Here is a 24,677-nt window from a genome sequence, read left to right on the forward strand (position 1 = left end):
TTCTTTCTCTTCTCTTCTTTGCTTCAGGCCTGGAGGAACAGGCGGTAGGCCGGGTTGGCCGTTTCCTCGACGCAGGGATAGCCCAGCGTTTCGAGGAAGCTGTCGAAGGCGGCCGACTCTTCGGCCGGCACCTGCAGGCCCACGAGGATGCGCCCGTAGTCGGCGCCCTGGTTGCGGTAGTGGAACAGGCTGATGTTCCAGTTCGGCCGCATCAGGCTCAGGAACTTGAGCAACGCACCCGGACGCTCGGGGAACACGAAGCGCAGCAGGCGCTCGTCGTGCGCCAGCCCGGTGCGGCCGCCGACCAGGTGGCGCAGGTGCTCCTTCGCGAGTTCGTCGTGCGTGAGGTCGAGCGCGTCGAAGCCGTGTTCGATGAAGACCTTCGCGATGGTGGCCGACTCGCCACGCGCCGAGGTCGTGAGGCCGACGAACACGTGGGCCTTGGCCGCGTCGCTGATGCGGTAGTTGAACTCGGTCACGTTGCGCGGCGCACCGCCGGCAGGCAACTCGCTGATGAGTTCGCAGAAACGACGGAAGCTGCCGCGCTCTTCGGGGATGGTCACGGCGAACAGCGCCTCGCGCTCCTCGCCGACCTCGGCCCGCTCGGCCACGAAGCGCAGCCGGTCGAAGTTCATGTTCGCGCCGCACAGGATCGCTGCGTAGGTCTCGCCTTGGCGACCATGCTCGGCGGCGTACTGCTTGATCGCCGCCACGGCCAGCGCACCGGCCGGCTCGACGATGCTGCGCGTGTCGACGAACACGTCCTTGATCGCGGCGCACACGGCATCGGTGTCGACCGAGATGTAGCTGTCGACCAGGTTCTGCGCGATGCGGAAGGTTTCCTCGCCGACCAGCTTGACGGCCGTGCCGTCGGAGAACAGGCCGACGTCGGGCAGGTTCACGCGCTGGTGCGCGGCGACCGATTGCATCATCGCGTCGGAGTCGTTCATCTGGACGCCGATCACCTTGATCTCGGGCCGCACGGCCTTGATGTAGTTGGCCACGCCGGAGATCAAACCACCGCCGCCGATCGCCACGAACACCGCATCGAGCGGGCCCTGGTGCTGGCGAAGGATCTCCATCGCGATGGTGCCCTGGCCTGCGATGACATCGGGATCGTCGAACGGGTGGACGAAGGTTAGGTTCTGTTGCGCCTGCAATTCGAGCGCGTGCAGGTAGGCGTCGGAATAGCTGTCGCCGTGCAACACGATCTCGCCGCCGAAACCACGCACCGCATCGATCTTCAATTGCGGCGTGGTCACGGGCATCACGATCACTGCGCGCGTGCCGAGCTTGCGCGCACCGAGCGCAACGCCTTGCGCGTGATTGCCGGCCGATGCGCAAATCACACCGCTCGCCAATTGCGCTTTGCTCAGGTGCGCCATCTTGTTATAGGCACCGCGCAGTTTGAAACTGAATACGGGTTGCTGGTCCTCGCGCTTGAGCAATACGGTATTGCCGAGCCGCTCGCTGAGCGCGCGCGCCTTCTCCAACGCAGACTCGACAGCCACGTCGTAGACCCGCGCATTGAGGATTTTTCTGAGATAGTCGGCGGGCGTTAAGGCCGCAGTAACGGGTGCATTGCGCAAGATCTTTTCCAGGGAGTTTTCATTTGCTAACCATCAATCATAAGAGGCATCGGTATTGCATGCGGGGAATGGCATGGACACAAATGTCATAAACCTATTCCGCAAGGCTCCTGCTGCAAATGATTCCGGTTTTTTGCGCGCACCTATCCCGCGATTCATACGCCCGCTAATTCGCTAACAGTTGGGCAGAATTTGTTATCAGTTTCTGTCAGTGACCTTTCGAAAGGACTGATGCAGGCCGAGGCCGCGCGCGTGCAACGCGGCGAAATCGGACGGCCCACATGGCAAGTCATGGGCAACAGATTGCGTGCGCACATCGTTCCGTTGCTGGGCAATGTGCCGGCGGCTGTGTTCGCGACCGCAGACGTGCAGCGCCTGATCGATCACCTCGGCGAACAAGGTTTCACCAGCACGACGATCGCGCAGTACCTTGTGCTGCTGCGCAAGGTGGTCATGCATGGCGTGCACGTCGGTGCATTGCGCGAGGCCCCCGTGTTTCCGAAGGTCAAGGTGCGCAGCCAGCCGCGCGGCAGCTTCAGCGTGGCGGAGTACCGTGCACTGATCGCGGCGGCGCGCAGCTTGCGCGGCCATTCGCACCCGGTGCTGGACCGGCTGACGGCCGGCGAACGTTTCTGGATCGCACGCGAATTGCTCGTCATGCCCGACGAGCTGCCCTGGCTGATCCGCTGGATGGTCAACACCTTCGTGCGTCCCAGCGACATCAAGCTCATGAAGCACAAGCACATCGAGGTGGTGCGAGGCAAGCATGTCTACCTGCGGATGAATCTGCCGGAGACCAAGCGGCACAGCCAGCCCATCGTGAGCCTGCGACCTGCCGTTCGTGTCTATGAATGCCTGCGCACGTACCGCGAGACGCATGGCTTCGGTGGGGCGGAAGACTACATCTTCATGCCGCACCTGAAGAACCGCGAGCACGCGCTGGCGGTTCTCAATTTCTTCTTTCACTGGGTGCTCGAAAAGACGGGGCTCGAAAAGGGGCCGCTGGGTCAATCGAGGACGCTGTACTGCCTGCGCCATACCGCCATCACGTTGCGGCTCTTGTATGGGCAGGGCATCGACATGCTGACCTTGGCGCGCAATGCACGCACGAGCGTCAACATGGTCGAGCGTTTCTACGCATCGGTGTTGAGCGGAGAAATGAATGTGGGGCTGCTGCAGAGCAGGCGTGGCCGGGTGAGTTGAAGAAGGACAAAAAGCCGCCCGGCGTGAGCCGGGCGGCTTGAGGGCCTCTTGATTCAAACTGGCGTGGGCCAGCATGGGAATCGAGCCGCGATCGATCAGAAGGCGTGACGGATGCCGAAGTCGTAGCCGGTCGAGGTCTTCGGGGTGAAGCCACCCGTGGTCACGAACGACGGGCCGCCAACGGTCAGACCTGCACCGTTCTTGTTGCTCACGCGAGCAACGGTGGCGTACAGGGCCGTGCGCTTCGACAGGTTGTGCACGTAGCCGATCGCCAGCTTGTTGGCCTTCTTGTCGGCGGGCAGCACTTCCCACGGGTTGCGGGCAACGAGGTTCTCGTCGTACTTGACGCTCGAGTACGAAGCGCGGATCAGGCCAGCACCGACCGGCACGGTCACGCCGAGCAGATAGCCGGTCAGATCGATGTCCGGACGGCCACCGAGGTACGGTTCGACTTCGTAGTCGACCTTGTTCTTGGCGCGCGACAGCTCACCGAACAGCTTCACGGGACCGAAGTCGTACGAAGCGCCCAGGTTCAGCGTGTTGACCTTGGTGGTCGTGCCGACGTAGAACTGGTCGCCCACGGTGCTGCTCCCGTAACCCAGCGCAACGTCCAGCGGGCCGTTGGCGTAGCCGAAGCGGCCACCGATGTAACGGCCGGTGCGCGACGTGTTGTCCGTGGAAGGCGTAGCCAGGCCAGGGCTGTACTTGGTCTTCTCGCTGAAGCCGTACATCACTTGACCGTAGAAACCACCCAGGTTCGGCGGCAGGAAGTAGCCGATGCTGTTGCCGGCGCGCGCATAGGTGCTGCCACCCGCATCGGGGAGTTGCGGAACGTTCTTGAGGGCATCGGGGAGCTTCTTGCCGTCGGCGTAGCCGGTGAAGCCGCCGAACGCGCCGTTGGCGGTGTTGACCAGGTTGGTGCCCACGCCGTTGGTGCCGAACGGATCGAACACGGTGTCATTCCAGAACGTCGGGGTGTAGTCGCGGCCGAGGCGGACTTCACCGAAACCGCCCGAGAGGCTCACGGTCGAACGGCGCGTGAATGTCGAGACGCCGGTCTGACCATCGTCGTTGCTGATGGGCGCTTCGAGCCAGAAGCTGGCGGCCAGGCCACCACCGAGGTCTTCCGTGCCACGGAAGCCCAGGCGGCTGGAGTTGTAGCCCGAGTGGGCCAGTTCGCGGCGGCTTGCCTTGACGCTGCCGCGGTTCACGTAGAACGGGTTGTAGATGGGGAAGCCCAGCTTGTCGTACGTGACGCCGTTGCCCAGGTCACGCGAGGTGGACGAGTAGCCGCTGATCGACGCGTCGACCACACCAAACAGCGTGACGGACGACTGAGCCGAGGCAACACCGGCAACAGCCAGGGCAGCCAGAGCAGCTGCCCTTTCAGGGGTGGCGGCTAGAGTGGCGCCGTCATGGGACGCACAAAGAAAAAAGCCCCGAGTTTTGCAACTCGGGGCTAAATCCACCAATTGGAAGGGTGGAGGAGACAACTGGGTGCGCACCATGAAGTGCGCAGCAATGAAATAGAGTATACCCACCCTTTGTTGCGATGCAACAAGCAGGCGATGCTTTTCCCACACACAAACCGATGTTGGCGTGCACTTTTGCGCACCAATTCATCCCAATTGGAGCTGAAACACCATGGAATGCACAGTAAGTTGGACCGGTGACGCAGGCACCCGATCGGCCATGGGCTTCGTGGCCGAGACTGGCAGCGGCCACGTGCTGATGATGGACGGCGCCCCGGACGCGGCCAAGCCCGAGAACGGCGGCCAGAACCTGGCGGCGCGGCCGATGGAAACCGTGCTTGCGGGCACGGGCGGGTGCACGGCCTACGACGTGGTGCTCATATTGAAGAGGGGGCGCCATCGCGTCGAACGCTGCAGTGTGAAGTTGACCAGCGAGCGCGCGGAAAAGGACCCCAAGGTCTTCACGAAGATCCACATGCATTTCACCGTGGCGGGCAAGGGCATTCCGGCCACCGCCGTGGAGCGGGCGATCGCGCTGAGCCACGAAACCTACTGCTCCGCCAGCATCATGTTGGCGAAGACGGCGGAAATCACGACCAGCTTCGACCTGATCGAGACCTGAAACGCCGGGTGGCGGCGCGCTGGGCCTTAAATCCGGTGCGCGACGGTCGTCATGACCCGGGACGCCAGGCGCATCAGGGCCTTGGCTGGGGCCGGCAGTTCCGCGGCGCCCGCGTCGACGGCTTGCGTGGCATGGCGGGCTTCGTCGATCTTCATCTGCTCGACCACGGCGCGGGAGGCGTGATCGGTCGGCGGCAGGCGGTCCAGGTGGCTTTCGAGGTGCGCTTCCACCTGCCGTTCGGTTTCGGCGACAAAGCCGAGGCTCAGGGGATCGCCCAGGCGTCCGGCAACCAGTCCGAGCCCGAAGGCTCCTGCATACCAGAGCGGGTTCAGGAGGGACGGTCGGGCACCCAGGTCGTCCAGCCGTTGCCGGGTCCAGGCCAGGTGATCGGTTTCTTCATGCGCGGCTTCCAGGAAGTGCGCACGCAGCGCCGGGTCCCGCGCCACGGCGGCCTGGGCGGTGTACAGCGCCTGGGCGCACACCTCGCCGACATGGTTCACGCGCATCAGCGCCCCGGCTTCGCGGCGCTCCGACTCGCTCAATTCACCTTGCGGCTGGATCGCGGGCGGAAGCGCCCGGGTGGCGTGAGATCGAGCAAAAAGCGTGCGCAAAGCCGCATCGGCGGCAGTCAGGGCGGGGTCGAGCAGGGCAGTCATGGCTCTATTTGAACGCACCTGTCCAGCGATGCAAGGAGGGCACATTTCGTTTCATATCGTGGCAAAACCACCTGTCTAAGTCCTTTGTTGCACGACTGCAACGAAACACACGGGGCTTCCAAGATTTAGGGCGATTTGTTTTGCCCTGCCGCAGCGGCTCTGGTGCAATAGCATCAACTTCCCAAAAGGAGGTTGGCCCGGGGTCCGGTGGGAGCACTAAGTGCCAGTCACGGTGAGCCCTTCGCACCGGAGCCCTATGTTTAACCTTGGAGAAACTTGCAATGAAAAAATCTCTAGTTGCTCTGGCTGCCCTGGCTGTTGCCGGTGTTGCCTCGGCTCAGTCGTCCGTCACGCTGTTTGGTGTGGTCGACGCGTCGATCAGCGGCTACTCGTCCACCTCGCGTGACCTGAACGGTGCCACCTTCCTGAACCCGTTCTACCTGAACAAGGGCAGCGTCAAGGCAAGCCGTCGCGAACTGGCTAACTCGGGCTACAACTCCAGCCGTCTGGGCTTCCGTGGTACGGAAGACCTCGGTGGTGGCCTGGCAGCCAGCTTCTGGCTCGAAGCTCCGATCAGCAACGACGACGGCAGCCAAGGTGTCGCGACGTTCGCACGTCGTTCGACCGTGAGCCTGTCGGGTGGTTTCGGTGAAATCCGCCTGGGTCGTGACTACACCCCGACGTTCTGGAACGACACCGTGTTCGATCCGTTCGGCACCAACGGCGTTGGCACCAACCTGATCTCGACGGCCAATGGCTCGTTCGGCGGCTTCGGCAGCCCCACGGCTAGCGTCGGCCCGTTCGCCAACGTCGGTGCAAACAACTACGTGCGCGCCAGCAACACGATCGGCTACTTCCTGCCGCCGAACCTGGGTGGTTTCTACGGTCAAGTGATGTACGGCTTCGCTGAGAAGACCAAGTACAGCCCTGGCCTGGCAACGCCTGATGTGGCTAACAGCCAGCGTCAAGGTCGTTACGTCGGCGGTCGCTTCGGCTACGCCAACGGCCCCCTGGACGTGGCTCTGGCTTACGGCAGCAGCACCGTGGGTGACAACTACTACCCCGGCACGACCGACAAGGTCAACACGCTGAACCTGGGCGCTTCGTACGACTTCGGTCCCGTGAAGCTGTTCGGTGAACTGTCGCGCGCCAAGAACAAGCGTGACTACGAAGTCACCCCGTTCGCTGGCGGCCGTGCTGACACGGACCTGACCGGTTACCTGCTCGGCGTGACCGTGCCGGTCGGTGCTGGCCTGATCCGCGCTTCGTACTCGGCAGTCAAGTACGACCTGAACCAGCCCGACGTGCTGTTCCAGCCGCGTCTGGCTGACCCGAAGGCCAACAAGCTGGCTATCGGCTACGTGCACAACCTGTCGAAGCGCACGGCTCTGTACGCTACCGTTGCTCGCGTGAGCAACAAGAACGGTGCTTCGCTGACCGTTGGCGGCCCGAACTTCGTGACCACGGGTGGCTTCACCCCGAAGACCTCGACCGGCTACGACTTCGGTATCCGTCACGCTTTCTAATTTGATGCTGGCGTAAGCCAGCTTCGAATCGAAAGACTCAAAAGCCACCCGGCGCAAGCCGGGTGGCTTTTTTCATTGGGGCGCGCCTGTTCTCACTCGTAAAAATTGCGCCTCCACCCCCGGGGAACCCCCGTGCGGGCACGCTGTTTGCACTGCTAGCATGCCGCGATCACTCTTGTTGCTGAATGACTGCCTTTGTACTGCGCCGCCTGATCCAGGCCGTGATCGTGATGATCGCGGTTGCGTTCATTGCCTTCCTCCTCTTTCAATATGTCGGCGACCCGGTCGTGTTCCTGCTGGGACAAGACGCCAAGCCCGACCAGATCCGTGAAATGCGCGCCGCATTGGGGCTCGACCGACCCTTCTTCGTGCAGTTCTGGCATTTCCTCGTCAATGCCGCACAAGGTGAGTTCGGCCTGAGCCTGCGCCAGGGCGCCAAGGTGTCGCGCCTGATCGGCGAGCGCTTCCCGGCCACGCTCGAACTGGCCCTGGTGGCCGCGGCCCTGGCGCTGTTCGTCGGCATCCCGATGGGCGTGTACACCGCCCTGCGCCGTGGCACCTTCATGAGCCAGGTGTTCATGACCGTGTCGCTGCTCGGCGTGTCGCTGCCCACCTTCCTGATCGGCATCCTGCTGATCCTCGTCTTCGCCGTGACGCTGGGCTGGTTCCCGAGCTTCGGGCGCGGCGATACCGTGCAGTTCGGCTGGTGGACCAGCGGCCTGTTCAAGGCCGATGGCTGGCACCACATCATCCTGCCGGCGGTGACGCTGGCGATCTTCCAGCTCACGTTGATCATGCGGCTGGTGCGCGCCGAGATGCTCGAGGTGCTGCGCACCGACTACATCAAGTTCGCACGGGCACGGGGCTTGTCGAACCGCGCGATCCACTTTGGCCACGCCCTCAAGAACACGCTGGTGCCGGTCATGACCATCACGGGCCTGCAGCTCGGCGGCCTGATCGCCTTTGCCATCATCACGGAGTCGGTGTTCCAGTGGCCCGGCATGGGGCTGCTCTTCATCCAGGCCGTGACCTTCGCGGACATCCCGGTGATGGCTGCCTACCTGTGCCTGATCGCGCTGATCTTCGTGGTGATCAACCTCGTGGTCGACCTGCTGTACTTCGTGGTCGATCCCCGGCTGCGCGTGGGCAAGGCGGGAGGCCATTGAGGTGAGCGCCCCAACAGCTGCCACTACGCCGCGCCTGCAGGCCTCCGGCCGGGCCTTCGCGCACATCGCCAGCTTCTACCCCGAGATCACGGCCTTTCGCCGCGACCTGCACGCCCACCCCGAGCTCGGCTTCGAAGAGGTCTACACGGCGGGCCGTGTGCGCGAGGCGCTGCGCGCCTGCGGCGTGGACGAGATCCACGAGGGCATCGGCAAGACCGGCGTCGTCGGCGTCATCCGCGGCAAGTCGACGGCCAGCGGCCGCATGATCGGCCTGCGCGCCGACATGGACGCGCTGCCCATGCGCGAGGACAACGACTTCGGCTGGCGCTCCGCCAACGACGGCCTCATGCACGGCTGCGGCCACGACGGCCACACCGCCATGCTCGTCGGCGCCGCGCGCTACCTGGCCGAGACGCGCGACTTCGACGGCACCGCCGTGCTGATCTTCCAGCCCGGCGAAGAAGGCTTTGCCGGTGCGCGCGTGATGATCGAAGACGGCCTGTTCGACCGCTTCCCGGTGAATGCGGTCTACGCCATGCACAACTGGCCCGCGATGCCCGCTGGCACCGTCGGCATCAACCGCGGCGCCATGATGGCCGCGGCCGACCGCGTGACGATCGAGATCAAGGGCAAGGGCGGCCATGGCGCGCACGCCTACCAGACCATCGACCCCGTCGTGGTGGCTGCGCACATCATCACCGCGGCGCAGACCATCGTGTCGCGCAGCGTGCGTCCCATCGACGCGGCCGTCGTCAGCATCTGCGCCGTGCAGGCCGGCGACCTCGGCGCGATGAGCGTGATCCCGGGCGAGGCCACGCTGGTCGGAACCGTGCGCACCTTCAGTGCGCGCGTGCAGGCGCAGGTCGAGCAGCGACTGAGCGAGCTGTGCACGGCCATTGCCGCCGGCTTTGGCGCGACCGCGACGATCAAATACGAACGCATCTACCCGGCCACCATCAACACCGCCCCCGAGGCGATGTTCGCGGCCGACGTGGCCGAGTCATTGGTCGGCGCGAAGAACGTCGACCGCAACATGGAGCCCAGCATGGGCGCCGAAGATTTCTCTTTCATGCTGCAGAAGAAGGCCGGTGCCTATCTGCGCATCGGCCAGGACGTCCGCAGCGGCGCCTTCCTGCACAACAGCCGCTACGACTTCAACGACGAGATCCTGCCGTTGGGCGCCGCACTGCATGCGGGCCTGATCGAGCAGGGCATGCCGCTGGCTGCTACCCGCAGCCAGCAGCCAGGGAAAGCCGCCGCTACCGCGGCGCCGTGATGTGTTCGATTTCAACCCGAGGAGTGTTCCCATGAGTTTCAAGAAGCAAGCGGCTGCGGTCGCTGTCCTGTGCGCTCTGAGCGCCGTCAGCATGGTCGCCAGCGCGCAGACCATCCGCATCGCGAACCAGGGCGACGCCCTGTCGCTCGACCCGCACTCGCTCAACGAGTCGCTGCAACTGAGCGTCACCGCCAACGTCTATGAAACTCTCGTGGGCCGCAACAAGGACCTGAGCCTGGCGCCGCTGCTGGCCACGAGCTGGAAGCAGACCTCGCCGAACGTGTGGCGCTTCGAACTGCGCAAGGGCGTGGTGTTCCATGACGGCACGCCGTTCAGCGCCGACGACGTGGTGTTCAGCTTTGCGCGTGCGCAGGGCGACGGCTCCGACATGCGCGCCACGCTCAGCGACATCAAGGCCGTGCGCAAGGTCGGCGACCTCGCCGTCGAAATCGAAACCAACGGCCCGTTCCCCATCCTGCCCGACGTGATCTCGCTCACCATGATCATGAGCAAGAAGTGGTGCGAGGAAAACCAGGCCACCAAGCCCGTCGACCGCCGCAAGGGCATCGAGAACACCGCTTCGTTCAAGGCCAACGGCACCGGCCCGTTCCGCGTGCGTGAACGCCAGCCCAACGTGCGCACTGTGTTCACGCGCAACGGCACCTACTGGGGCAAGATCGACGGCAACGCGCAGGAGATCGTCTTCTCGCCCATCGCCAACCCCGCGACCCGCGTGGCCGCGCTGGTCTCCGGCGAAGTCGACGTGATGGAGCCCGTGCCCGTGCAGGACATCGCGCGCATCAACGCCGCGCCCAACGCCCGCGTCATCACCGGCCCCGAGATGCGCACCATCTTCCTGGGCATGGACCAGAAGCGCGACGAGCTGCAGTACTCGAACGTGAAGGGCAAGAACCCGTTCAAGGACAAGCGCGTGCGCCAGGCCTTCTACCAGGCCATCGACATCGCCGGCATCCAGCGCACCGTGATGCGCGGCGCCTCCAAGCCCACCGCGCTGCTCGTCGGTCCGGGCATCAACGGCTGGACCGCCGAGCAGGACAAGCGCTTGCCCTTCGACGTCGATGCCGCCAAGAAGCTGCTGACCGAAGCCGGCTACCCCAACGGCTTCGAAGTCTCGATGAACTGCCCGAACGACCGCTACGTCAACGACGGCCAGATCTGCCAGAGCGTGGCCGCCAACCTGGCCAAGATCGGCGTCAAGATCAACCTCGTGGCCGAGACCAAGGGCACCTACTTCCCGAAGATCCTGCGCCGCGACACCAGCTTCTACATGCTGGGCTGGACCCCGACCACCTACGACTCGCACAACGCGCTGAGCTCGCTCACCTCGTGCCCCGACGACAAGGGCACGGGTCAGTTCAACCTGGGCGCCTACTGCAACCCCAAGCTCGACGAGCTGACCAAGAAGATCCAGTCCGAGTCGGACAAGGCCAAGCGCAACGAGATGATCAAGGAAGCCTTCAAGGTCCATTCCGACGACATCGGCCACCTGCCGCTGCATCAGCAGTCGCTGGCCTGGGGTGTGAGCAAGAAGGTCGAGCTGGTGCAACTGGCCGACAACTTCATGTACTTCAAGTGGATGAGCATCAAGTAAGTCGACCGTGGGCCGCTGCCTGAGCGGCCCGACCATGGGCCCGCTTCTTGCGGGCCCATTCTTTTTTGCCTCACGATGAAAAATAACCCCCACGCGGCCCGGCGATGAAAAGAACCCTTGCCCGCTGGCTCGACAGCGATGTCGGCTACAGCTTCCGAACCTCGCCGGTGGCGATTGCCGCCGCCGTCATTGCGCTGGTGTGCGTCTTCTGTTCGGTGTTCGCCGGATGGGTGTCGCCGCACAACCCCTTCGACCTCGCCACCCTCGAACTCGGCGATGCCCGCCTGCCGCCGGCCTGGAGCGCCGACGGCTCCACCAAATACATCCTCGGCACCGACGACCAGGGCCGCGACATTCTTTCGGCCGTGATCTACGGCGCGCGCATCTCGCTGATCGTCGGCGTGGTGTCGGTGGTGCTGTCGGTCGTGGTCGGCGTGGTGCTCGGCCTGCTGGCCGGTTTCTTCGGCGGCTGGCTCGACTCCTTCCTCATGCGCGTGTGCGACGTGATGCTGTCGTTCCCGCCCATCCTGGTCGCGCTGCTCATCGCCGGTGTCGGCCGTGCGCTCTTTCCGAGCGCGCACGAATCGCTGGCCTTCGGCGTGCTGATCATCTCGATCTCGCTCACGGGCTGGGTGCAGTACGCGCGCACCGTGCGCGGCTCCACGCTGGTGGAGCGCAACAAGGAGTACGTGCAGGCCGCGCGCGTCACCGGCGTGGCGCCGCTGCGCATCATGCTGCGCCACGTGCTGCCCAACGTGATGGGGCCGGTGATGGTGCTGGCCACCATCCAGGTCGCGACCGCGATCATCACCGAGGCCACGCTCTCGTTCCTGGGCGTCGGCGTGCCGCCGACCTCGCCCTCGCTGGGCACGCTCATCAGCATCGGCAACCAGTACCTGTTCTCGGGCGAATGGTGGATCACGGTGTTCCCGGGCCTGATGCTGGTGCTCATCGCGCTCAGCGTGAACCTGCTCGGCGACTGGCTGCGCGACGCGCTGAACCCGCGCTTGCGCTGAACAGAAAAGGAGAACGCCCCCATGACGCTGCTCCAGGTCAAAGACCTCGTCGTCGAATTTCCGAACCGCCGCGGCACGCTGCGCGCGCTCGACCGCATCTCCTTCGACATCGCGCCCGGAGAAATCCTCGGCGTGGTGGGTGAGTCGGGTGCAGGCAAGTCGCTCACCGGCGCGGCCATCATCGGCCTGCTCGAACCGCCGGGCCGCGTGGCCGGCGGCGAGATCCTGCTCGAGGGCCAGCGCATCGACAACCTCGGTTTCGATGCGATGCGCCCCATCCGCGGTCGCAAGATCGGTGCGATCTTCCAGGACCCGCTGACCTCGCTGAACCCGCTGTACACGGTGGGCCGCCAGCTCATCGAGACCATCCGCACGCATTTGCCGGTGAATGAATCCGAAGCGCGCAAGCGCGCCATCGGCTTGCTGCAGGACACCGGCATTCCCGCCGCCGAACAGCGCATCGACCACTTCCCGCACCAGTTCTCGGGCGGCATGCGCCAGCGCGTGGTGATTGCCCTGGCGCTCGCGGCCGAGCCCAAGCTCATCGTGGCCGACGAGCCGACCACCGCGCTCGACGTGTCGATCCAGGCGCAGATCATCCAGCTGCTCAAGCAGGTCTGCAAAGAGCGTGGTGCGGCGGTGATGCTCATCACGCACGACATGGGCGTGATCGCCGAGACCTGCGATCGCGTGGCCGTGATGTATGCCGGCCGCATCGCCGAGATCGGCCCGGTGCACGAGGTGATCCACCAGCCCGCGCATCCCTACACCTCGGGCCTGATGGCGTCGATCCCCGACATGACGAGCGACCGCGAACGGCTCAACCAGATCGACGGCGCCATGCCGCGGCTCAATGCCATTCCCACCGGCTGTGCCTACAACCCGCGCTGCCCGCGCACCTTCGCACGTTGCCTGACCGAGCGGCCCGAGCTGATGCACGCGGGCGCCACGCGCGCCGCCTGCTGGCTGCACGACGCCGCCGACCCGCATGCGAGGCAGGCCGAGATTGCCGCGCAGCACCACGACGCCCTGGCCGCCGGCGAGCGCGCCACGCCCGAGGCGGCCGAACCCCTCGCAGAGGTGACCCGATGAGCGCCGTGATCGAACCCCGCAAGGACGCCGCGGCAGCAAAGACCGGCGAGCCGCTCGTGGTCGCGCACGACCTCGCGCGCACCTTCGACGTCTCGCCGCCCTGGCTCAACCGCGTGCTCGAACGCAAGCCGCGCGTGCTGCTGCACGCGGTCGACGGCGTGAGCTTCTCGATCGAGCGCGGCAAGACGCTTGCGCTGGTCGGCGAATCGGGCTGTGGCAAGAGCACCGTGGCGCGCCTGCTGGTCGGCCTCTATGCGCCGACCCGCGGCGGCTTGCAGTTCGACGGGCAGGACGCGCACGCCGCGTTCAAGACGCCCGAAGGCCGGCAGCTGCGCCGCCGCATCCAGATGATTTTCCAGGACCCCTACGCGAGCCTCAACCCGCGCTGGATCGTCGAGGACATCATCGGCGAGCCGCTGCGCGAGCACGGCATCCTGAGCGACAAGGACGCGCTGCGCCAGCGCGTGGGCGAGCTGCTGCAGTCGGTCGGCCTTTCGCCGCTGGACATGAGCAAGTACCCGCACCAGTTCTCGGGCGGCCAGCGCCAGCGCATCTCCATCGCGCGCGCCCTCGCCACGCAGCCTGAGTTCCTCGTGTGCGACGAGCCCACCTCGGCGCTCGACGTGAGCGTGCAGGCGCAGGTGCTCAACATCATGAAGGACCTGCAGCGCGAGCAGGGCCTGACCTACCTCTTCATCTCGCACAACCTCGCGGTGGTGCGCCACGTGGCCGACCAGGTCGGCGTGATGTACCTGGGCCGGCTGGTCGAGGTGGCGGACAAGCAGAAGCTCTTCGCCGAGCCGCAGCATCCGTACACCCGCATGCTGCTCGATGCGATCCCGCAGATGAAGCACACCGGCCGTGCGCGCACGCCGGTGCAGGGCGAGGTGCCGAACCCGCTGAACCCTCCGACGGGGTGTGCCTTTCATCCGCGCTGCCCGCATGCGAATGCGCGCTGCTCGTCGGAGCGGCCGTCGCTGTTGAGCCTCAAGGGCGTGCAGGTGGCTTGCCACGCGGTGGAGGAAGGCCGCTTGTGAGTGAAGGCGGCAGTCCGCAGGGTTGGCCCGCGGACTTTCCGTACCGGCCGCACCTGCGCTTCTGCTCGCTGGGCAACGAGAACGTGCGGGAGGTGATGGAGGGCTTTCGCCTCGCCTGCGAACGCCTCGGCTACACCACAAGCATCGCGCCGGGGCCGGGTGTCGACAACGACGACATCAATCTCTTCTTCTTCGCGATGGGCCTGAGCCTGCCCTCGGACGACGAGCTGCCGCCGAACGCGATCGTCGTCAACTTCGAGCCGGCCCTGCCCGAGTTGCTCGCGCAGATGCCCGGTTATCGACGGCTGCTGCAGCGCGCCCACGTATGGGAGTACAGCCTCGAGAACATGGTGCACCACCCGGCGCTGGGCATCTACCGCTCCGACTACGTGGGCCCGGGCTTCGAGCCACTGGCCACGCCGCTGGTGCCGGAGTCCGAAGTGCTGGACGACGCACAGCAGGACATCGACGTCATCTTCTTCGGCGAGACGACGCCCCGGCGGCTGCAGGTGCTGGAAGCGCTGACGGCCGCCGGACTGCGCGTGGCCTATCCCTTCGGCAAGGCATGGACGCCGGCGCAGCGCGACGCCTTGCTGCCGCGCGCCAAGGTCGGGCTGAACATGCGCAAGGCCGACCACTCCAGCACGGTGGAGCTGCCGCGCCTGTCGATCCTGCTGCGGCATCGCAAGGCCGTGGTGTCGGAGCTGTATCCCCATTCCGAAATTCCGCAGGTGCTGCGCGACGCGGTCGAAGGGTGCACGAAGGACGAGCTGGTCGACCGCGTGCGCGCGCTGGTGGCCGATGCGCCGCGGCGGCGCGCACTGGAAATGGCCGGGCCGCGGGCGCTGCAGTCCTTGCCGCCGCAGCATGAGGTGCTGGCGGGTGCGATACAGCGTTATCTCGCGGCGGCTCGGCAGCGATGGGTGGGGCAGCAGGCGCTGAACGATGGTGGACCTGCTTCGCAGGTGTCGGTCTTGATGGTGACGCGCGACGACGAGGCGAACGTTGCAGAGGCCCTGGCATCGATCGCCGAGCAAAGCCTCGCACCGCACCAGATCATCGTGGTGGACGACGGCTCCACCGACGCCACCGTCGACGTGATTCGCGCGCGCATGGCCGCCGATCCGCGGCTGGCCGGGTTGCTGCTGTTGCAGGCGTCCGTCCCGATGGGGTGGGCCGTCGCCGCGCAATGGGGGCTGATGCAGGCGCGCGGCGACGCGCTGGCTTTGTCGTCGCCGACCGTGCGCTGTGCGCCCGAGCGCCTGCAGGTGCAGTCCGCATTCCTGCGGGCGTCGCCCGAGATCGGGGCGGCCGGCGCCTGGTACACCCGCGACGGCGGCGCAGAACCGCCGATGCAGCGGCTGCCGGAGATGCACGACCAGATCCTGGCCGCGCTGCTGGCGCATCTGCCGCATGAACAACCGCTGTGGATGGGCGGCCTGATGCTGTCGCTGCCCCGCATCCGGCAACGCGGGCTCGGCTTCGACGCCACGCTCGGCCGGTTCGCATGGCTCGGCCTGCTGCTGGAACTGGTGCGCGGCGGTGCGCGGCTGGCCAATCTCGGCATGAGTCTCAGCCAACTGACGACCCGCCACGCCGCGGGACTCGTGGAAACCGATGTGACGGCGCTGACCCGTGTGCGAGAGCATCTGCTGCCACTGGTCTTCCCCGACGTGCCGTCCGCCGATGCGCAGCGGCTGGCCCGGCTCTATGGCCAGCAATGGGCGCCCGATGCCGACGATGCCACGGCGCTGCTGCGCGACATGGCGAGCGCCTGTGCGCGGCAGGGCGACGTCCACGCGACCACCGTGCTGCGCGGAGAGAGCCTGCGCGTGCTGGCGGTGTATGGGGAGAACGGGCGACTGGCGCCGGGCTACCTCGACACGCTGATGCGCGAGCCCTTGCTGCGCGATTTTCTGGCGCCGTTGGGCGAGCGCCTGCGTGAATTCGTGCCGTGAAGCATGGACCTTGCGCCGGACGGTGTGCGTAAACGCACTTTCCCTGCCGTCACTCTGCTGCACAGTCCCGGGTTGGCCTCGAACCCACACCCCCTGACACGATGACCTCCACCCCGATGACCCGCCTGCTCGGCCGCCGCGGCTTTCTCATGGGCTCGGCGCTGGGCGCCACCGCCGCGCTGGCGTCGATGGCCGAGATCGCGCACGCGGCCGGCACTCAACCTGCGCGCCGCATGCCCGTCATCTTCATCGGCCACGGCTCGCCGATGAACGCGCTGGCGGACAACGCCTTCACGCGCCGCCTCGCCGCCTGGGGCCGCGAGCTGCCGCGCCCCACGGCGATCCTCAGCGTGTCGGCGCACTGGCTCAGCCAGGGCGCGACCGGGGTCACGGTGCAGACGCGGCCCAAGACGATCCACGACTTCGGCGGCTTTCCGCAGGCGCTGTTCGACATCGAGTACCCCGCGGCCGGTCATCCTGCACTGGCGCGCGAAGCGATCGGCGCCGTCAAGCAGACGCCCGTGATCGCCACCGAGCAGTGGGGGCTGGACCACGGCACCTGGAGCGTGCTGAAGCACCTGTACCCGAAGGCCGACGTGCCGGTCTTCCAGCTCAGCATCGACTACGACAAGCCGGCGGCGTTCCATCATGCGGTGGGGCGCGACCTGTCAGCCTTGCGCGACCAGGGGGTGCTCGTGATGGGCAGCGGCAACGTGGTGCACAACCTGCGCGCCACCGACCGCGGCACGCCCGATGGACTCAAGGCCAGCCGCCCGTGGGCGCAGTCGTTCGACGATGCGGTGAAGGCCGCGCTGGCCGGCCGGGACGACCGTGCGCTGATCGGCTACGAGAAACTGGAGGGGGCGTCGACCGCCGTGGCCACGCCGGACCACTACTTCCCCTTCCTGTATGCCCTGGGCGCTGCTGCGCCGGGCGAGCGCGCAAAGACGGTCTACGAAGGCTTCCAGTCGGGCACGCTCGGCATGCGCTGCCTTCAGTTCGGTTGAAGACAGCGCAGTCTTGGCGTCCTACTGCTCTTCGCCCCAGGCGAAGCCGTCGCGGGCGATCATGGCGCTCGACGCGCTGGGCCCCCAGGTGCCGGCCGCATAAGGGCGCGGACCGCCGTCGGACTCCCAGGAGTCGATGAGCGGCTCGACCCAGCGCCAGGCTTCTTCCTGCTCGTCGCTGCGCACGAACAGGTTCAGGCGCCCGTCGATCACGTCGAGCAGCAGGCGCTCGTAGGCGCCCACGCGTTCGGCGCCGAAGCGCTTGTCGAAGTCCAGGTCGAGCTGCACCGGCGCCAGTTGCGCGGCGCTGGCGTGGCCGTTGCCGCCGCGCTGGCGGTTGTCCTGCGCCTGCGCGAGCATGTGCAGTTCCAGGCCGTCCTTCGGCTGCAGGTTGATGACCAGCTTGTTGACGTTGCCGGCGGGCGCGCGGTAGATGGCGTGCGGCGTGGGGCGGAAGTTGACCTCGATGCGTGCGTCGCGCGAGGCCAGCCGCTTGCCGGTGCGGATGTAGAAGGGCACACCGGCCCAGCGCCAGTTGGCGATCTCGGTGCGCAGCGCCACGAAGGTTTCGGTGCGGCTGTCGGGGTTCACGCCCGGCTCGTCGCGGTAGCCCTGCACGCGCTCGCCGTAGGCCGTGCCGGCCGTGTACTGGCCGCGCACCGCGTGCAGGCCGAGCGTCTCGGGCGTCCAGGGCTTGAGGGCGCGCAGCACCTTGAGCTTTTCGTCGCGGATGGCGTCGGCGTGCGCGTTGATGGGCGGCTCCATGGCCACGGCGCACAGCAGCTGCAGCGCGTGGTTCTGCACCATGTCGCGCAGCGCGCCGGTCTGGTCGTAGAAGGCGCCGCGCTTTTCCACGCCCAGGTCCTCGGCCATGGTGATCTGGATGTTGGCGATGTGCTCGCGGCGCCAGATGGGTTCGAACAGCGCATTGCCGAAGCGCATCGCGAACAGGTTCTGCACCGAGGGCTTGCCCAGGTAGTGGTCGATGCGAAAGACCTGCTTTTCTTCGAGCACCTTGCCCACCGCGGCGTTGATGGCGCGGTTGGAGGCCAGGTCGTGGCCCAGCGGCTTCTCGAGCACGACGCGGGTGCGCGGGCCGTTGAGCCCGGCGGCGGCGATCTGCTCGACCACCTGCGTGAAGAGCGCGGGCGCCGTGGCCACGTACATCACGACCGTCTTGGCGTCGCGCTGCTTGAGCAGGTCGGCCAGGCTGGCGTAGTCGGCGGGCTTGGACAGGTCCATGCGCAGGTAGTGCAGCATGGACGCGAACTTCTTGAACTCTTCGGGGGAGGGGCGCTTGGCGCCTTCGACGGCGCTGAAGCGCGACTGGATCAGCTCGCGGTACTGGTCGTCGGACAGGTCGTCGCGCGCCACGCCGACGATGCGCCCGTCCTGCGGCAGGCTGCCGTGCCTGAAGGCCTGGAACAGCGCGGGCATCAGCTTGCGCCACGCAAGGTCGCCAGTACCGCCGAACAGAACGAGATCGAAGCTCATGAGAAAACTTTCCTTTTGTCTGGATGCAGAGCAGGCCGTGTGCCAGTCGCGATGGTACTTCTACCGATTCGGCACACCTGTACTAAAGCTACGCTGACCCAAGGCCGCAAGGCCTTTTTTTATTGCCGAGGCAGGGGAATACCAATGAAGAAGCTTTTCACGGCAGCCGCGCTGCTGGGTCTGTCGGCCGCAGCGTCGGCGCAAACCGTCAACGTCATCTGCTCGGTCCAGGCCGAGTGGTGCAACGTGATCTCCACCGTCTACGCCCGCACCACGGGCGTGCGCATCAACATGGCGCTCAAGGGCTCGGGCGAGGCGCTGGCCCAGCTCATCGCCGAGAAGGACAACCCCAAGACCGACGTCTGGTTCGGCGGCACGGGCGACCCGCACCTGCAGGCGGCCGAGCAGGGGCTCACGCTCGAATACAAGTCGCCCACGCTCACGCAGCTGCATCCCTGGGCCCAGCAGCAGGCCAAGCAGTCGGGCTACAAGACCGTGGGCATCTACTCGGGCCCGCTGGGCTTCGGCTACAACCCCGAGCTGCTGGCCAAGAAGAAGCTGCCCGTGCCCAAGACCTGGGCCGACCTGCTCAAGCCCGAGTACAAGGGCGACATCCAGGTGGCCAACCCCGCATCGAGCGGCACGGCCTACACCATGATCGCCACGCTGGTGCAGCTCATGGGCGAGGACAAGGCCTTCGACTACCTCAAGGCGCTGCACAGGAACGTGGGCCAGTACACGCGCTCGGGCACCGGCCCGATCAAGGCGGTGGCGCGCGGCGAGACCGCGATCTCCATCAGCTTCGTGCACGACGGCCCCGGCGAGAAGATGCAGGGCTTCCCCGTCGAAACCATCACGCCCGCCGACGGCACCGGCGCCGAGATCGGCTCCATGAGCATCATCAAGGGCGCGCGCAACCTCGATGCGGCCAAGAAGTTCTACGAATGGGCGCTCACGCCCGCCGCGCAGGAGCTGGGCGCCGCCAACAAGCAGTTCCAGCTGCCGAGCAACGCGAGCGCCAAGCTCGACCCGCGCATTCCCGACTTCAAGAAGATCAAGTTCATCAACTACGACTACGCCAAGTACGGCGCCAGCGCCGAGCGCCGTCGCCTGATCGCGCGCTGGGAAAAAGACGTCAACTCGCTGCCGCGCTAAGTGCAGGCGCGTTCCAACGAAGGCGCGCCGGCCAACCCGGCGTCCCTGGCCGCCGCCCGGCGCGCGCGGCGCTGGATCTGGGCCTGGGTCGCACTGGGCCTGGCGGCCTGCCTTTTGCTGCCCTGGTATGCGATCCAGGACGCGACCTGGTACGAAGCCGTTCCGCAGGTCTTCGGCAGTGCAGAGGGCGCCAATGGCCTGATGCAGGCGGCCACGCAGGGCCGCAGCTGGCTCTTTATCGGGCTGGCCGGGCTGCTGCTGTGCGCCGTCGGCGCGGCCTTGCCGGCCGGCAAGGCGCAGGGGCGTTGGCTGCTGGCGGGCGGCGCGATCGGCGCCATCGGCCTGGCCGTGGCGGGCTTCACCATTGGCGCGCGCGGCTGGAGCGTTGCGGCGCTCAACACCCAGTTCGGCGAGCTGGCCGTCAACCAGTTCGGCATCGGCGCGGGCGGCTTCGTGGCGCTCACGGCGCTGGTGCTGCTGGCGGCCTTCGGCATCGCGCGGCTCGGCCTGTTCAAGGGCGACCTGTTCGTGGCTGCGTCGGTGGTCGGCTGCGGCGTGCTGATGGCGCTGTTCATCGCCTACCCGGTGAGCCGCGCGCTCTCGGGTGCCTTCTTCAACGAAGACGGGCAATGGTCGATCACGGCCTTCGCGGCGCGTGTGTTCACCGAGCGCATCTGGGGCCTGGGTTGCCTGGCGGGCGGGGTGCGCTGTGGCGTGGCGTGGAACACGCTGGTGCTGGCGCTGCTCACCGCGGCCGGGACCACCTTCCTGGGCACCCTGATGGCGCTGATGGCCGAGCGCGGCAACCGGCGCGGACAGGGCGTGCTGCGGGTGCTGGCGCTGCTGCCGATCATCACGCCGCCGTTCGTCGTCGGCCTGGGCCTCATCTTGCTGTTCGGCCGTGCGGGCATCGTCAACCAGGTGCTCGAAAACGTGTTCGGCATCGAGCCCACGCGCTGGTTCTACGGCATGCCGGGCGTGCTGGTGGCGCAGCTCTTTGCCTTCACGCCCATCGCCTTCATGATCATGCGCGGCGTGGTGCAGGGCATCGCGCCCAGCCTGGAGGAGGCTGCGCAGATGCTGCGCGCCGACCGGCGCCGCGCCTTCTTCACCGTCACGCTGCCGTTGCTCAAGCCCGGTCTGGCCAACGCCTTCCTGGTCGGCTTCATCGAGAGCATTGCCGACTTCGGCAACCCGGTGGTGGTGGGCGGGCAGTTCTCGGTGCTGTCGACCGACATCTTCTTTGCCATCGTCGGCGCGCAGTACGACCAGGGCCGTGCCGCGTCGCTGGCCTGGGTGCTCACGCTGTTCGCGCTCGGCGTGTTCGCGCTGCAGCGCGGCCTGCTCGGCAAGCAGAACTACACGACCGTGAGTGGCAAGGGCGACGCCGGCATCGCGATGGCGCTGCCCGACGGCGTGCGCCGCACCATCCAGTGCATCGCGCTGCCGTGGATCGCCTTCACCGCCGTGGTCTACCTGTTCGCCTTCGCGGGCGGCTTCGTGCAGACCTGGGGCCGCGACTACAGCTTCACGCTCAACCACTTCAAGAGCGCCTTCGCGCTGGAGTGGGGCCAGTTCGGGCTGGTGTGGGCCGGCACCGCGTGGAACTCGCTGATCACCACGCTGAAGCTGGCCGGCATCTCGGCGCCGATCACCGCGGCGCTGGGCCTGCTCATTGCATGGCTGCTGGCGCGCAACGAGTTCAAGGGGCAGGGCGCCTTCGAGTTCGGCGCGCTGCTGGCCTTTGCGATCCCGGGCACGGTGCTCGGCGTGAGCTACATCCTGGCCTTCAACGTGCCGCCGTTCGAACTCACGGGCACCGGGCTCATCATCGTGCTGTGCTTCATGTTCCGCAATTTGCCGGTGGGTGTGCGGGCCGGCACCGCGGCCTTCAAGCAGCTGGACCGCTCGCTCGACGAAGCTTCGCTGATGCTGCGCGCCTCGACCTCGCAGACCCTGTTCAAGGTGGTGCTGCCGCTGCTCAAGCCGGCGCTGGTGGCCGCGCTGGTCTACAGCTTCGTGCGTGCCATGACGACGGTGAGCGCCGTGATCTTCCTGGTCACGGCCGAGAACGAACTGGCCACCACCTACATCATCGGCCGCGTCGGCAATGGCGACTACGGCATCGCGCTCGCCTACTGCACGGTGCTCATGGTGCTGATGTCGCTGGCCATTGCGCTGGTGCAGTTCGTGGTCGGAGAGCGCAAGTTGGGAAGACGCGGGGCCACGCCCAATCATCAAGGGCATCACAAAATGGAAAGCCTCTCCGCATGAACGGTATCGAATTCCGCAACGTCACCAAGCGCTACGGCGCAGACAAGAACGGGCCGATGGCCGTCAAGGGCATCAGCTTCGAGGTGCCCGTGGGCACGCTCACCACCATCCTCGGCCCCTCGGGCTGCGGCAAGACGACCACGCTGCGCATGATCGCGGGGCTCGAATCGCCGACCTCGGGCTCGATCTTCATGGGCGGGCGCGACGTCACCACGCTCGGCCCGGGCGAGCGCAACGTGAGCATGATGTTCCAGAGCTACGCGCTGTTCCCGCACATGAACGTGATCGAGAACGTGGGCTACGGCCTGCGCATGAGCGGCGTGAAGAAGGACGAAGCCACGGTGCGCGCGCGCGAGGCGCTCCGGGGCGTGGGTCTGGTCGGCTTCGACGAGCGCCTGCCCAGTGAGCTGTCGGGCGGCCAGCAGCAGCGCGTGGCCCTGGCGCGCGCGCTGGTGCTCGAACCGGCGGTGCTGCTGTTCGACGAGCCGCTGTCCAACCTCGACGCCCGCCTGCGGCGCGAGATGCGCGAGGAGATCCGCTCGCTGCAGCAGCGCCTGAAGCTCACGGTGGCCTACGTGACGCACGACCAGAGCGAGGCGCTGGCCGTGAGCGACCAGATCATCGTCATGGACCACGGCGTGATCGCCCAGCGCGGCACGCCCGAGCAGCTGTACGGCCGCCCCGAGAGCGAGTTCGTCGCCGGCTTCATGGGCGAGGCGATGGTGTTCCCGGCCGTGGCGCAGGCCGACGGCAGCGTCACGCTCGGCCCGCTGCGCCTGCAGCCGCGCTACGCAGTGGCGCCCGGGACGGTGAAGGTGGCGGTGCGGCCCGAGGCCTGGGACATCGGCGCGCTCGACGGCCTGCCCGCCACGCTGCGCAAGTCGGCGTACCTGGGCAGCTTCTACGAATACGGCTTCGACACCCCGCTGGGGCCGGTCTTCGTGGTCTCGACCGACCTGTCGCGCCCGCTGGCGGCTGGCACGCAGACCACCCTGTCGCTCGGAACCCATGGCGTGAGCGTGGTGCCCGGCGCATGAAACAATGGCGCCATGAACGTGGTTTTCGATCTTGGCGCCGTGCTGTTCGCCTGGGAGCCGGCACGGCTGGTCCAGGCCCATCTCCCCTCTCACGCCCCCACTGAAGCCGCCGCCGCGGCCCTGGGCCGGGCCCTTTTCCATCACGACGACTGGACCGGCTTCGACTGCGGCACCCGCACGCTGGACGATGCCATCGCCCGCATGTCGGCGCGGCTGGCGCTGCCGGCCGAGTCGCTGCACGCCATGCTCGACGGGCTCGGGGAGCGGCTGGCGCCGATCGACGTCACGGTCGCGATGCTCGAAGAGCTGCTCGTGCAGCGCGACGCCGGCGAGCCGCTGCGGCTGTACTACCTGTCGAACATGCCCGTGCCGTTCGCCCGCGCCCTCGAGCGCCGGCACGCCTTCATGCGGCGCTTTGACGGCGGCGTGTTCTCGGGCGACGTGAAGTTCCTCAAGCCCGAGCGCGAGATCTACGAGCTGCTGGCCATGCGCCACGGCCTCGACCCCGAGCAGACGGTGTTCATCGACGATTCGGCCGCCAACGTCGAGATGGCCCGCGCCTTCGGCTGGCACGCCATCCACTGCACCGCGCCCGACAAGCTGCCGGCGCAACTGCAGCGCTACCTGCCGGTGAGCACCACCTTGTCGGTGTCGAACCCCAGGCTGCGGGCGTAGTCCAGCTCGGCCTGCAGCGCGTCGTCCTCCAGGCGCGGCGCGCGCGACAGCACCCAAAGGTACTCACGGTCGGGCGTGCCGACCAGGGCCACCTGGTAGTCGCGGTCGAGCTTCAGGATCCAGTAGTCGCCCCACACCAGCGGCAGCCAGCCCATCCACGCGGGGGCGAAGCGCACCTGCAGCCGCCCCGCGCCGGGCTGGCCGGCCACGGGCACCACGCGCGCGCTGCCGATGGCCTCGTCGAAGTTGCCGTCGTCGCGCACGCAGCGGTTGCGCACCTGCACGGTGCCGTCGGGCTGCGGCGTGTACTCGGCGCTCACCGGGCCGGCGCACTGTTTCTGGAAGCGGTTGGGCAGCCGCGCCTGTTCGTGCCAGACGCCGGCGTAGCGGTGCAGATCGACCGGCGCCACCACCTGAAGCGGCGCGCGCATCAGCGGGGCGCCGTCGGCCGGGCCGGCGGGCCGGGCACGGGCCGTGCGTGCGGCACCCAGCGCGTACCAGGTGGCCACGCCGCCCACGACGAAGGCGGTGGCCATGGCGCCGATCGCGTGGCTGGTGCGGCGGTCGTCGAAGGGGCGGCCGGCGGCGGGTTGGGGGCGAGGGGTCATGAGGGCTCCTGGGGAAAAGTCGTTCTCGGCGTGGATGCCGTGTCAGGTTCAGAGTGCCTTCGGCCGCGGCCGGCTGCCGTCAGCCGGGGACCACAGCCCCTGTAGGGCAGGGCGGCCGACAACCCTTCGCGCTGCAGGCCGATGGAGCTTCGCGAAAACCCGTGCTACGGTTCGCATGAAAACATCGACCGCCGCGCAACTG

20 protein-coding genes are annotated in these 24,677 nt (G+C 66.9%); 15 read left to right on the forward strand and 5 right to left on the reverse strand.

Features of this window, described 5'->3' with window-relative positions:
- Positions 1-23 precede the first annotated feature (23 nt).
- Positions 24-1,589: a threonine ammonia-lyase, biosynthetic gene (gene ilvA, locus AC3WQM_RS14030; protein ID WP_492679489.1), complete on the reverse strand. Its 1,566-nt coding sequence runs from the start codon at positions 1,587-1,589 to the stop codon at positions 24-26.
- Between the two features lie 231 nt (positions 1,590-1,820).
- Here ilvA and AC3WQM_RS14035 point away from each other — a divergent pair, with 231 nt between their 5' ends.
- Positions 1,821-2,792 (forward strand): site-specific integrase, encoded by a 972-nt coding sequence (locus AC3WQM_RS14035; RefSeq protein ID WP_492679491.1) that lies wholly within the window; start codon positions 1,821-1,823, stop codon positions 2,790-2,792.
- Between the two features lie 95 nt (positions 2,793-2,887).
- Here AC3WQM_RS14035 and AC3WQM_RS14040 read toward each other — a convergent pair whose 3' ends face one another.
- On the reverse strand, positions 2,888-4,165 hold the full coding sequence (locus AC3WQM_RS14040) for a porin (protein ID WP_492679794.1): 1,278 nt from the start codon (positions 4,163-4,165) through the stop codon (positions 2,888-2,890).
- Between the two features lie 271 nt (positions 4,166-4,436).
- Between AC3WQM_RS14040 and AC3WQM_RS14045 the strand changes: the two genes are divergently transcribed.
- Positions 4,437-4,886 carry an OsmC family protein gene (locus AC3WQM_RS14045; protein ID WP_062472691.1) on the forward strand — a complete coding sequence of 150 codons (450 nt, stop codon included), beginning with the start codon at positions 4,437-4,439 and terminating at the stop codon, positions 4,884-4,886.
- Positions 4,887-4,912: 26 nt separating this feature from the next.
- Here the strand turns inward: AC3WQM_RS14045 and coq7 are convergent, their stop codons facing one another.
- Positions 4,913-5,542 (reverse strand): 2-polyprenyl-3-methyl-6-methoxy-1,4-benzoquinone monooxygenase, encoded by a 630-nt coding sequence (gene coq7, locus AC3WQM_RS14050; protein WP_489059080.1) that lies wholly within the window; start codon positions 5,540-5,542, stop codon positions 4,913-4,915.
- Positions 5,543-5,823: 281 nt separating this feature from the next.
- Here coq7 and AC3WQM_RS14055 point away from each other — a divergent pair, with 281 nt between their 5' ends.
- The 9 genes from AC3WQM_RS14055 (at position 5,824) to ygiD (ending at position 17,232) form a co-directional block, all read left to right on the forward strand.
- On the forward strand, positions 5,824-7,068 hold the full coding sequence (locus AC3WQM_RS14055; protein ID WP_492679493.1) for a porin: 1,245 nt from the start codon (positions 5,824-5,826) through the stop codon (positions 7,066-7,068).
- Positions 7,069-7,253: 185 nt separating this feature from the next.
- Positions 7,254-8,234, forward strand: a complete 981-nt coding sequence (locus AC3WQM_RS14060; RefSeq protein WP_056573001.1) for an ABC transporter permease — start codon at positions 7,254-7,256, stop codon at positions 8,232-8,234.
- A gap of 1 nt (position 8,235) precedes the next feature.
- A complete protein-coding gene (locus AC3WQM_RS14065; protein WP_492679495.1) occupies positions 8,236-9,510 on the forward strand; it encodes a M20 aminoacylase family protein in 1,275 nt (424 codons plus the stop codon).
- 31 nt (positions 9,511-9,541) lie between these two features.
- Entirely contained in the window at positions 9,542-11,122 is a 1,581-nt protein-coding gene (locus AC3WQM_RS14070; protein ID WP_492679497.1) for an ABC transporter substrate-binding protein, read from the forward strand.
- Positions 11,123-11,226: 104 nt separating this feature from the next.
- Positions 11,227-12,138 carry an ABC transporter permease gene (locus AC3WQM_RS14075; RefSeq protein WP_492679499.1) on the forward strand — a complete coding sequence of 304 codons (912 nt, stop codon included), beginning with the start codon at positions 11,227-11,229 and terminating at the stop codon, positions 12,136-12,138.
- 21 nt (positions 12,139-12,159) lie between these two features.
- Complete coding sequence (locus AC3WQM_RS14080; protein ID WP_492679501.1) at positions 12,160-13,230, forward strand: ABC transporter ATP-binding protein; 1,071 nt, start codon at positions 12,160-12,162, stop codon at positions 13,228-13,230.
- Positions 13,227-14,267, forward strand: coding sequence for an ABC transporter ATP-binding protein (locus AC3WQM_RS14085; RefSeq protein WP_159278461.1), 1,041 nt, complete (start codon positions 13,227-13,229; stop codon positions 14,265-14,267). The genes AC3WQM_RS14080 and AC3WQM_RS14085 overlap by 4 nt, the downstream gene beginning before the upstream one ends.
- Entirely contained in the window at positions 14,264-16,225 is a 1,962-nt protein-coding gene (locus AC3WQM_RS14090) for a glycosyltransferase family 2 protein (RefSeq protein WP_492679503.1), read from the forward strand. Before AC3WQM_RS14085 ends, AC3WQM_RS14090 begins: the two co-directional genes overlap by 4 nt.
- Positions 16,226-16,326: 101 nt before the next feature.
- Positions 16,327-17,232, forward strand: a complete 906-nt coding sequence (gene ygiD / locus AC3WQM_RS14095; RefSeq protein ID WP_492679505.1) for a 4,5-DOPA-extradiol-dioxygenase — start codon at positions 16,327-16,329, stop codon at positions 17,230-17,232.
- A 21-nt stretch (positions 17,233-17,253) separates the two neighbouring features.
- Here the strand turns inward: ygiD and zwf are convergent, their stop codons facing one another.
- Positions 17,254-18,726: a glucose-6-phosphate dehydrogenase gene (gene zwf / locus AC3WQM_RS14100; RefSeq protein ID WP_070059994.1), complete on the reverse strand. Its 1,473-nt coding sequence runs from the start codon at positions 18,724-18,726 to the stop codon at positions 17,254-17,256.
- Positions 18,727-18,870: 144 nt separating this feature from the next.
- Between zwf and AC3WQM_RS14105 the strand changes: the two genes are divergently transcribed.
- Genes AC3WQM_RS14105 through AC3WQM_RS14120 form a run of 4 tightly spaced genes read left to right on the forward strand, consistent with a single transcriptional unit; the run spans position 18,871 to position 23,867 of the window.
- The gene (locus AC3WQM_RS14105; protein ID WP_492679507.1) at positions 18,871-19,881 is read left to right on the forward strand and encodes an ABC transporter substrate-binding protein; all 1,011 of its coding nucleotides are present in this window, start codon (positions 18,871-18,873) and stop codon (positions 19,879-19,881) included.
- Positions 19,882-22,155, forward strand: coding sequence for an ABC transporter permease (locus AC3WQM_RS14110; protein WP_492679509.1), 2,274 nt, complete (start codon positions 19,882-19,884; stop codon positions 22,153-22,155).
- On the forward strand, positions 22,152-23,192 hold the full coding sequence (locus AC3WQM_RS14115) for an ABC transporter ATP-binding protein (protein WP_492679511.1): 1,041 nt from the start codon (positions 22,152-22,154) through the stop codon (positions 23,190-23,192). The genes AC3WQM_RS14110 and AC3WQM_RS14115 overlap by 4 nt, the downstream gene beginning before the upstream one ends.
- A 12-nt stretch (positions 23,193-23,204) precedes the next feature.
- A complete protein-coding gene (locus AC3WQM_RS14120) occupies positions 23,205-23,867 on the forward strand; it encodes an HAD family hydrolase (RefSeq protein WP_095948292.1) in 663 nt (220 codons plus the stop codon).
- On the opposite strand, the gene AC3WQM_RS14125 is transcribed toward AC3WQM_RS14120, so the two are convergent.
- Entirely contained in the window at positions 23,813-24,475 is a 663-nt protein-coding gene (locus AC3WQM_RS14125; RefSeq protein WP_489059057.1) for a lipocalin family protein, read from the reverse strand. The genes AC3WQM_RS14120 and AC3WQM_RS14125 overlap by 55 nt on opposite strands.
- Between the last annotated feature and the right edge of the window lie 202 nt (positions 24,476-24,677).

This window comes from Variovorax sp. FW301-JW7, assembly GCF_058788795.1.